The organism is Pseudoxanthomonas helianthi, assembly GCF_017939625.1.
Taxonomy (GTDB): domain Bacteria; phylum Pseudomonadota; class Gammaproteobacteria; order Xanthomonadales; family Xanthomonadaceae; genus Pseudoxanthomonas_A; species Pseudoxanthomonas_A helianthi.
Map to the genome: position 1 here is coordinate 1,541,538 of NZ_JAGKTC010000001.1, position 8,180 is coordinate 1,549,717.

The 8,180-nt window shown below is 60.9% G+C and carries 3 protein-coding genes, 2 tRNA genes and 2 rRNA genes (1 of these 7 only partly in view); 5 read left to right on the plus strand and 2 right to left on the minus strand.

Features of this window, described 5'->3' with window-relative positions; genetic code table 11:
* Window positions 1-146: 146 nt before the first annotated feature.
* Both J5837_RS07060 and J5837_RS07065 read right to left on the minus strand, forming a co-directional pair.
* Window positions 147-1,244 carry an anhydro-N-acetylmuramic acid kinase gene (locus J5837_RS07060; protein WP_210535968.1) on the minus strand — a complete coding sequence of 366 codons (1,098 nt, stop codon included), beginning with the start codon at window positions 1,242-1,244 and terminating at the stop codon, window positions 147-149.
* 99 nt (window positions 1,245-1,343) lie between these two features.
* On the minus strand, window positions 1,344-2,828 hold the full coding sequence (locus J5837_RS07065) for a M23 family metallopeptidase (RefSeq protein ID WP_210535969.1): 1,485 nt from the start codon (window positions 2,826-2,828) through the stop codon (window positions 1,344-1,346).
* Window positions 2,829-2,992: 164 nt separating this feature from the next.
* Here J5837_RS07065 and tyrS point away from each other — a divergent pair, with 164 nt between their 5' ends.
* From tyrS to J5837_RS07090, 5 genes are all read left to right on the plus strand, one after another.
* Complete coding sequence (gene tyrS / locus J5837_RS07070) at window positions 2,993-4,204, plus strand: tyrosine--tRNA ligase (RefSeq protein WP_210535970.1); 1,212 nt, start codon at window positions 2,993-2,995, stop codon at window positions 4,202-4,204.
* 693 nt (window positions 4,205-4,897) lie between these two features.
* A 16S ribosomal RNA gene (locus tag J5837_RS07075) occupies window positions 4,898-6,442 on the plus strand.
* Between the two features lie 70 nt (window positions 6,443-6,512).
* Window positions 6,513-6,588: transfer RNA gene (locus J5837_RS07080), tRNA-Ala, on the plus strand.
* 16 nt (window positions 6,589-6,604) lie between these two features.
* Window positions 6,605-6,681: transfer RNA gene (locus J5837_RS07085), tRNA-Ile, on the plus strand.
* A gap of 250 nt (window positions 6,682-6,931) precedes the next feature.
* Window positions 6,932-8,180 (plus strand): 23S ribosomal RNA (locus J5837_RS07090) (it continues 1,616 nt past the right edge of the window).
* Together the 16S and 23S rRNA genes with 2 tRNA genes alongside form the textbook arrangement of a ribosomal RNA operon.

Genomic DNA, 8,180 nt, shown 5'->3' on the forward strand with positions numbered 1-8,180 from the left:
TGCTCCTGCCTCGTAGGTGCCGGCTTGTCCCGACACGTTTTTGATCTTATGACGGTAGCAAGAAGCAAGCCGGGACAAGCCCGGCTTTTACAACAGCAACAGCAACGGCAGTCGAGCAAGCTCGACGCTACGCAAAGCGGATCGCGTCAGGCTGGATAAACCACGCCGAGCACGCGCGGCCCTGCCGCGCCGCTGACCGAAGGCAGGTTGCCCGGGCGGCCCGCGAGGGTTTCGCGGGCCAGCCAGGCGAAGCCCATCGCCTCGACGAAATCCGGGGCCAGTCCGTGCGCGGCGGTCGATTCGACCACGCAGCCGGGCAATCGCGCGGCCAGCCGCGCCATCAGCAACGGGTTGTGCACGCCGCCGCCACAGACCAGCACATGCTTAGTCTGCGGTTGGGTCGCGCGCAGCGCATCGGCGGCGGTGGCCGCGCTCAGTTCCAGCAGCGTCGCCTGCACGTCTGCGGGCGCTTCATCGCCGCGCAGGCGCGATTCGACCCAAGGCAGGTGGAATTGCTCGCGGCCGGTGCTTTTCGGCGGCGGCAGGGCGAACCAGGTCTCGTCCAGCAATCGTGCGAGCAGCGCTTCGTCGATCCTGCCCTGGGCGGCGAAAGCACCGCCGGCATCGAAGGCGTCGCCTGTGTGGCGTTCGCACCACGCATCCAGCAGCGCATTGGCCGGCCCGGTGTCGAAGCCGCGCACCGCGCCTTCGCGCGGCAGCAGGGTGAAGTTGGCGATGCCGCCCAGGTTCAGCACCGCGCGGTCCTCGTCCGGCGAATGCAGCATCGCCGCGTGGAAAGCGGGCATCAACGGCGCGCCATGGCCGCCCGCGGCCACGTCGCGGCGGCGGAAATCCGCGACGGTCGCGATGCCGCTGCGTTCGGCGATGACGTTGCCATCGCCGATCTGCCAGGTGAACGGATACTTCGCCTCAGGCCGGTGGCGGATGGTTTGCCCGTGCGAGCCCAGCGCGCGCACCCCGGCGCGCGCGACGCCAGCCTCGTCGATCAGCTTCGTCGCCGCATCCGCGAAGGCCTGCGCGACCTGCACGTCGAGTTCGCCCAGTTCGTCCAGCGACTTCGCGTCGCCGCCCTGGCCCAAGGCGATCAGCCGCTCGCGCGTGGCCGCATTCCAGGCATAGGTACGACCCGCAATCAGCCGCAGCTGCGGCTCGAAGGCGACCAGTGCCGCATCGATGCCGTCGGCGCTGGTGCCGGAGATCAGGCCAAGGTAGAGATCGGGCATGCGCGGGAAGCGAAAAAGCGGCTGGACACGGATTTACGCGGATAAACGCGAATAAAGCAACTGAAGCGGAGTTGATCCGCCTAGATCCGCGTCTGAAGCTCAGCCCTTCTTCGTCTTCGCGCCGTTCTTCGGCTTCGCCGCCACCGCCACGACCGGTTTGTCCGCGGTCGATCCGGCATCGGCATAGATGATGTTCTCGACCGTGCGGATCTGCGCCAGCGCGCGCGCGGTATAGCTGCGATACGCGGCCAGTTGCGCGCCGCCCAGCGGTTCCGGCGGCGGCATGGTGATCGACAGCGGGTTGCGGTGCACGCCGTTGACGCGGAATTCGTAATGCAGGTGCGGGCCGGTGGCCAGGCCGGTGCTGCCGACGTAGCCGATCACCGTGCCCTGCGCGACGCGCTGGCCGGTGCGGATCTTGCCGAAGCGCGACATGTGCCCGTACAGGGTGGTGTAGCCGCGGCCGTGGTCGAGGATCACCACGTTGCCGTAGCCGTTCTGGCGGCCGGCGAACTGCACGCGCGCGTCGCCCGCGGCCATGATCGGCGTGCCGGTACCCGCGGCGTAATCGACGCCCTTGTGCATGCGCATGCGACCCAGCACCGGATGGAAACGGTTGCCGAAGCGCGAGCTGAGCCGCGCATACGGGATCGGCATGCGGATGAAGATCTTCTTCAGCGGCCGGCCTTCCGGGGTGAAGTATTCCGGCTTGCCACCCGCGCGGGCGAAGCGAAAGCCCGAGTGCAGCTTGCCGTCGACCGTGAAGGTAGCGGCCTGCACCGGGCCGGTGCTGATCAGCTCGCCGTCGCGCCAGGTCTGGTCGACAACCACGCTGAAGCGGTCGTTCGGATCCAGGTCGGAGTCGAAGTCGATGTCGTACTTGAAGATCTCGTCGGTCAGCGCGTTGAGGTTGGCCTGGGTCAGGCCGGCCTTGCGCGCGGAACGGTTCAGCGACCGCCCGACGGTGCCGCTGAGCACCACGGTGCGGGTCATGCTGTCGCGGGAAATCACCTTCTCCCGCACCTGGTCGCCATCCAGCGCCAGCTCGACGCGGTGGTCGGCATCGCGGTCGTAGCGCAGCGTGCGCAGGCTGCCGCCGACCGGCAGGTCGAAGGCCAGCTCGCTGCCCGGCTTCAGCTGGGTCAACGCCGTCTTCGCGTTGCGGTTCGACAACACCAGTTTCATCGTTTCGGCCGGGATGCCCAGCTGCTTGAACACCGCGCGCAGGGTCTGGCCCGGCTTGACCTTAATCAGTTGCCAGCTGTCGCCGGCGGTACCGCCGCGCTGCTGCGCGGACAATGCCGGCAGCGAAAGCGTCGTGGTGGAGAACGGCCTGATCGACGGCGCCTGGGTGGCCGAGGAAAAGCCCGGCACGATGGTCGCCAGCATCACGCCGATGCTCAGGAACAAGCTGGCATGGATCCACTGCCGACGCGTCCAGCGATGCGCGGCCAGGTGCTGCTTCACTTGACGGTGCAGGGACGAATCGCGAAGGATTTCCAAGCGTTCCTTGAAGCGCTGCCGGTCGGAAGAGCGCTTAAGATCATTTTCGCGATGGCCGCGGCCGTCACCGTGTGCGTGCATCTATTGTGTCCCCGGCCAGCTCGCCGCCAATCCGCGTACCATAAACACGCGAAAAGTTTGCGTCAAACCCTTGAGTTCATTGACAATTCTGACTCCGGTCACCAATTAACCCCGATTTAACCAGGCGTTCATGTTCGTGGACGCCCACAACACGGAAAACCCCCTTGTCGTCCCTGTCCGAAGCCCTCGCCCTGATCGCCCGCGGCGCCGATGAAATCCTCAAGCCCGAAGAGCTGGAAGCCCGCCTGCAGCTCGGCCGCCCACTGCGGATCAAGGCCGGTTTCGATCCGACCGCGCCCGACCTGCACATCGGCCACACCGTGCTGTTGAACAAGATGCGGCAGTTCCAGGATCTGGGGCACCAGGTCATCTTCCTGATCGGCGACTTCACCGGGATGATCGGCGACCCGACCGGCAAGAACGTCACCCGCAAGCCGCTGACCCGCGAGGACGTCGAGGCGAACGCCAAGACCTACGCCGACCAGGTGTTCAAGGTGCTCGACCGCGAGAAGACCGAACTGCGCTTCAACAGCGAATGGTTCGGCAAGATGACCGCCGCCGACATGATCAAGCTGGCTGCGCAGCACACCGTCGCGCGCATGCTCGAGCGCGACGACTTCGCCAAGCGCTACGCCGCGCAGCAATCGATCGCCATCCACGAATTCCTGTATCCGCTGGTGCAGGGCTACGACTCGGTGGCGCTGCAGGCCGACGTCGAGCTCGGCGGCACCGACCAGAAGTTCAACCTGCTGATGGGGCGCGGCCTGCAGGAACACCATGGCCAGCCGCCTCAGATCGTGCTGACCATGCCGCTGCTGGAGGGCCTGGACGGCGTCAACAAGATGTCGAAGTCGCTGGGCAACTACATCGGCATCGCCGAGCCCGCCATCGACATCGTCAACAAGACCATGAAGATCGGCGACCAGCTGATGTGGAAATGGATCGAGTTGCTGAGCTTCGAAATAAGCGCCGGAGAAGCGGAAAAAATGCGTTCCGAGGTGGCTTCCGGCGTGCTGAATCCGCGCGACGTGAAGCTGCGCCTGGCGCGCGAGCTCGCTGCGCGCTTCCACGACGCGGCCGCCGCCGAGACCGCCATCGCCGGCTGGCATGCGGCGGTGACCGGGCAGGGCGACACCACGCTGCTGGAACTGAAGGACGTGGCGATCCCCGCGGAAGGCATCCGCATCGCCGCCCTGCTGACCGCCGCAGGCATCACGCCGAGCAATTCGGAGGCCAATCGCAAGCTGAAGGAGCGTGCGGTGAAGCTCGATGGTGCCGTGGTCGAAGATGCGGGGCTGACCTTGCAGCCGGGTTTCGAAGGCGTGCTGGCCGTCGGCAAGCGCAATTTCGCCCGCGTCAGGCTGGTTGCCGGCTGAAATAACGTCGGCGGGTGGCGCGCCGGAGCGCGCGTGGCCGCGTGGCTAGGCGATTTCGGCTGCGAAAAGCCGCATGTTTCGACGATCTCGCTGCTACCCCCTTCCCAACGCGCTTTCGGATGTGCAAAATGCGCGCCCCTTCGACGTGTCGGGCCCGCGAAACCGGGCCGAGCGCGACGGAGGCGGGAACGAAAAACTTCGCGATGCGGTGTTGACGTTCTCGAAAAGCCGGCTAGAATAATCGGCTCCCTCGGACGAAACGTCTTCCCTACGGAAGCGGCTCGCGAAGAGGACGGATCGAAAAATTCCTTGAAAAAGGACTTGACGATCCGGGAAGGACCGGCCAGAATGTGCGGCTCCCTCCGACGGAAAGCTTTCCAAGCGGAAGCGACCCGGCGAAGGGCGAATCGAAAAATTCCTCGAACGAGGTATTGACGATTCGAAAAAAGCCCGCCATAATGTGCGGCTCACCTCGACGGAAACGTCGGGTTACGGGGAAAGGCGCTGAGGCCGACTCCGATGCTCTTTGACAGTGTGCGCAGGTGACTTGTGTGGGCGCCTGTAGGAAGGACTAGCTGTCCATCTTGCAGACGTTCGATTCATGAGCATCTTGTCAATTGTAGATATGCAAGCGATACGTAGGCTTGTGATCGAATTCTGCAGCTAAAAGCTTTGCCGCAAGGCATGCAGTTTTAAGTGAAGAGTTTGATCCTGGCTCAGAGTGAACGCTGGCGGTAGGCCTAACACATGCAAGTCGAACGGCAGCACAGAGGAGCTTGCTCCTTGGGTGGCGAGTGGCGGACGGGTGAGGAATACATCGGAATCTACCCTGTCGTGGGGGATAACGTAGGGAAACTTACGCTAATACCGCATACGACCTTCGGGTGAAAGAGGGGGATCGCAAGACCTCTCGCGATTGGATGAGCCGATGTCGGATTAGCTAGTTGGCGGGGTAAAAGCCCACCAAGGCGACGATCCGTAGCTGGTCTGAGAGGATGATCAGCCACACTGGAACTGAGACACGGTCCAGACTCCTACGGGAGGCAGCAGTGGGGAATATTGGACAATGGGCGCAAGCCTGATCCAGCCATACCGCGTGGGTGAAGAAGGCCTTCGGGTTGTAAAGCCCTTTTGTTGGGAAAGAAAAGCAATCGGCTAATACCCGGTTGTTCTGACGGTACCCAAAGAATAAGCACCGGCTAACTTCGTGCCAGCAGCCGCGGTAATACGAAGGGTGCAAGCGTTACTCGGAATTACTGGGCGTAAAGCGTGCGTAGGTGGTCGTTTAAGTCCGTTGTGAAAGCCCTGGGCTCAACCTGGGAATTGCAGTGGATACTGGGCGACTAGAGTGCGGTAGAGGGTAGTGGAATTTCCGGTGTAGCAGTGAAATGCGTAGAGATCGGAAGGAACATCTGTGGCGAAGGCGACTACCTGGGCCAGCACTGACACTGAGGCACGAAAGCGTGGGGAGCAAACAGGATTAGATACCCTGGTAGTCCACGCCCTAAACGATGCGAACTGGATGTTGGGTTCAACTTGGAACCCAGTATCGAAGCTAACGCGTTAAGTTCGCCGCCTGGGGAGTACGGTCGCAAGACTGAAACTCAAAGGAATTGACGGGGGCCCGCACAAGCGGTGGAGTATGTGGTTTAATTCGATGCAACGCGAAGAACCTTACCTGGTCTTGACATCCACGGAACTTTCCAGAGATGGATTGGTGCCTTCGGGAACCGTGAGACAGGTGCTGCATGGCTGTCGTCAGCTCGTGTCGTGAGATGTTGGGTTAAGTCCCGCAACGAGCGCAACCCTTGTCCTTAGTTGCCAGCACGTAATGGTGGGAACTCTAAGGAGACCGCCGGTGACAAACCGGAGGAAGGTGGGGATGACGTCAAGTCATCATGGCCCTTACGACCAGGGCTACACACGTACTACAATGGTGGGGACAGAGGGCTGCAAACCCGCGAGGGTGAGCCAATCCCAGAAACCCCATCTCAGTCCGGATTGGAGTCTGCAACTCGACTCCATGAAGTCGGAATCGCTAGTAATCGCAGATCAGCATTGCTGCGGTGAATACGTTCCCGGGCCTTGTACACACCGCCCGTCACACCATGGGAGTTTGTTGCACCAGAAGCAGGTAGCTTAACCGCAAGGAGGGCGCTTGCCACGGTGTGGCCGATGACTGGGGTGAAGTCGTAACAAGGTAGCCGTATCGGAAGGTGCGGCTGGATCACCTCCTTTTGAGCACGACAAGCGCTTCTTGTCAGGCGCCCACACAAGTAACCTGCATTCAGAGTAACCCCGCACAAACGGGGCCATAGCTCAGCTGGGAGAGCACCTGCTTTGCAAGCAGGGGGTCGTCGGTTCGATCCCGACTGGCTCCACCATCTGAACTCGACTTTTGGGTCTGTAGCTCAGGTGGTTAGAGCGCACCCCTGATAAGGGTGAGGTCGGTGGTTCGAGTCCTCCCAGACCCACCAATACAGGTCGGGCCAGCTACGAAACTCTGGATTGCGCGCACACTAAAAGATTTCACGAGCTTGGCGTTGAGGCCGGCTTGTTGTTCTTTGACAACTTGGGACGTAGCGAGCGTTTTAGATTTTCATCTAGACGTGTCGTTGAGGCTAAGGCGGGGGCTTCGAGCCCCTGAAACTTGAATGTCGTTGATATTCGCGTTTGCGGATTTGTACCCCGCGAACACATCAATCCCGAGGCGACTTGGGGTTATATGGTCAAGCGAATAAGCGCACACGGTGGATGCCTTGGCGGTCAGAGGCGATGAAGGACGTGGCAGCCTGCGAAAAGCGCGGGGGAGCTGGCAACAAGCTTTGATCCCGCGATGTCCGAATGGGGAAACCCACCTAGCAATAGGTATCCTGCAGTGAATTCATAGCTGCTGGAAGCAAACCCGGAGAACTGAAATATCTAAGTACCCGGAGGAAAAGAAATCAACCGAGATTCCCTGAGTAGTGACGAGCGAACGGGGAACAGCCCTTAAGCTGAGATGGTTTTAGAAGAAGTCTCTGGAAAGAGACGCCATAGACGGTGACAGCCCGGTATTCGAAAGGGCCACCTCAGTGAAGACGAGTAGGGCGGGGCACGAGAAACCCTGTCTGAACATGGGGGGACCATCCTCCAAGGCTAAATACTCCTGACCGACCGATAGTGAACCAGTACCGTGAGGGAAAGGCGAAAAGAACCCCGGAGAGGGGAGTGAAATAGACCCTGAAACCGTGTGCGTACAAGCAGTAGGAGCCCTTCGGGGTGACTGCGTACCTTTTGTATAATGGGTCAGCGACTTACTGTTCGTGGCGAGCTTAACCGTATAGGGGAGGCGAAGGGAAACCGAGTCTGATAAGGGCGCATAGTCGCGGGCAGTAGACCCGAAACCGGGTGATCTAGTCATGCCCAGGGTGAAGGTGCCGTAACAGGTACTGGAGGCCCGAACCCACTCCCGTTGCAAAGGTAGGGGATGAGGTGTGATTAGGAGTGAAAAGCTAATCGAACCCGGAGATAGCTGGTTCTCCTCGAAAGCTATTTAGGTAGCGCCTCATATGTATCCTCTTGGGGGTAGAGCACTGTTATGGCTAGCGGGACATCGCGTCTTAGCAAACCATTGCAAACTCCGAATACCAAGACGGACTGTATGGGAGACACACGGCGGGTGCTAACGTCCGTCGTGAAAAGGGAAACAACCCAGACCCACAGCTAAGGTCCCAAATTTCGTGCTAAGTGGAAAACGATGTGGAAAGGCACAGACAGCCAGGAGGTTGGCTTAGAAGCAGCCACCCTTTAAAGAAAGCGTAATAGCTCACTGGTCGAGTCGGTCTGCGCGGAAGATTTAACGGGGCTAAGCACGAAACCGAAGCTTGGGGTGCATAACTTTGTTATGCGCGGTAGAGGAGCGTTCCGTACGCCAGTGAAGGTGGCTTGAGAAGGCTGCTGGAGGTATCGGAAGTGCGAATGCTGACATGAGTAA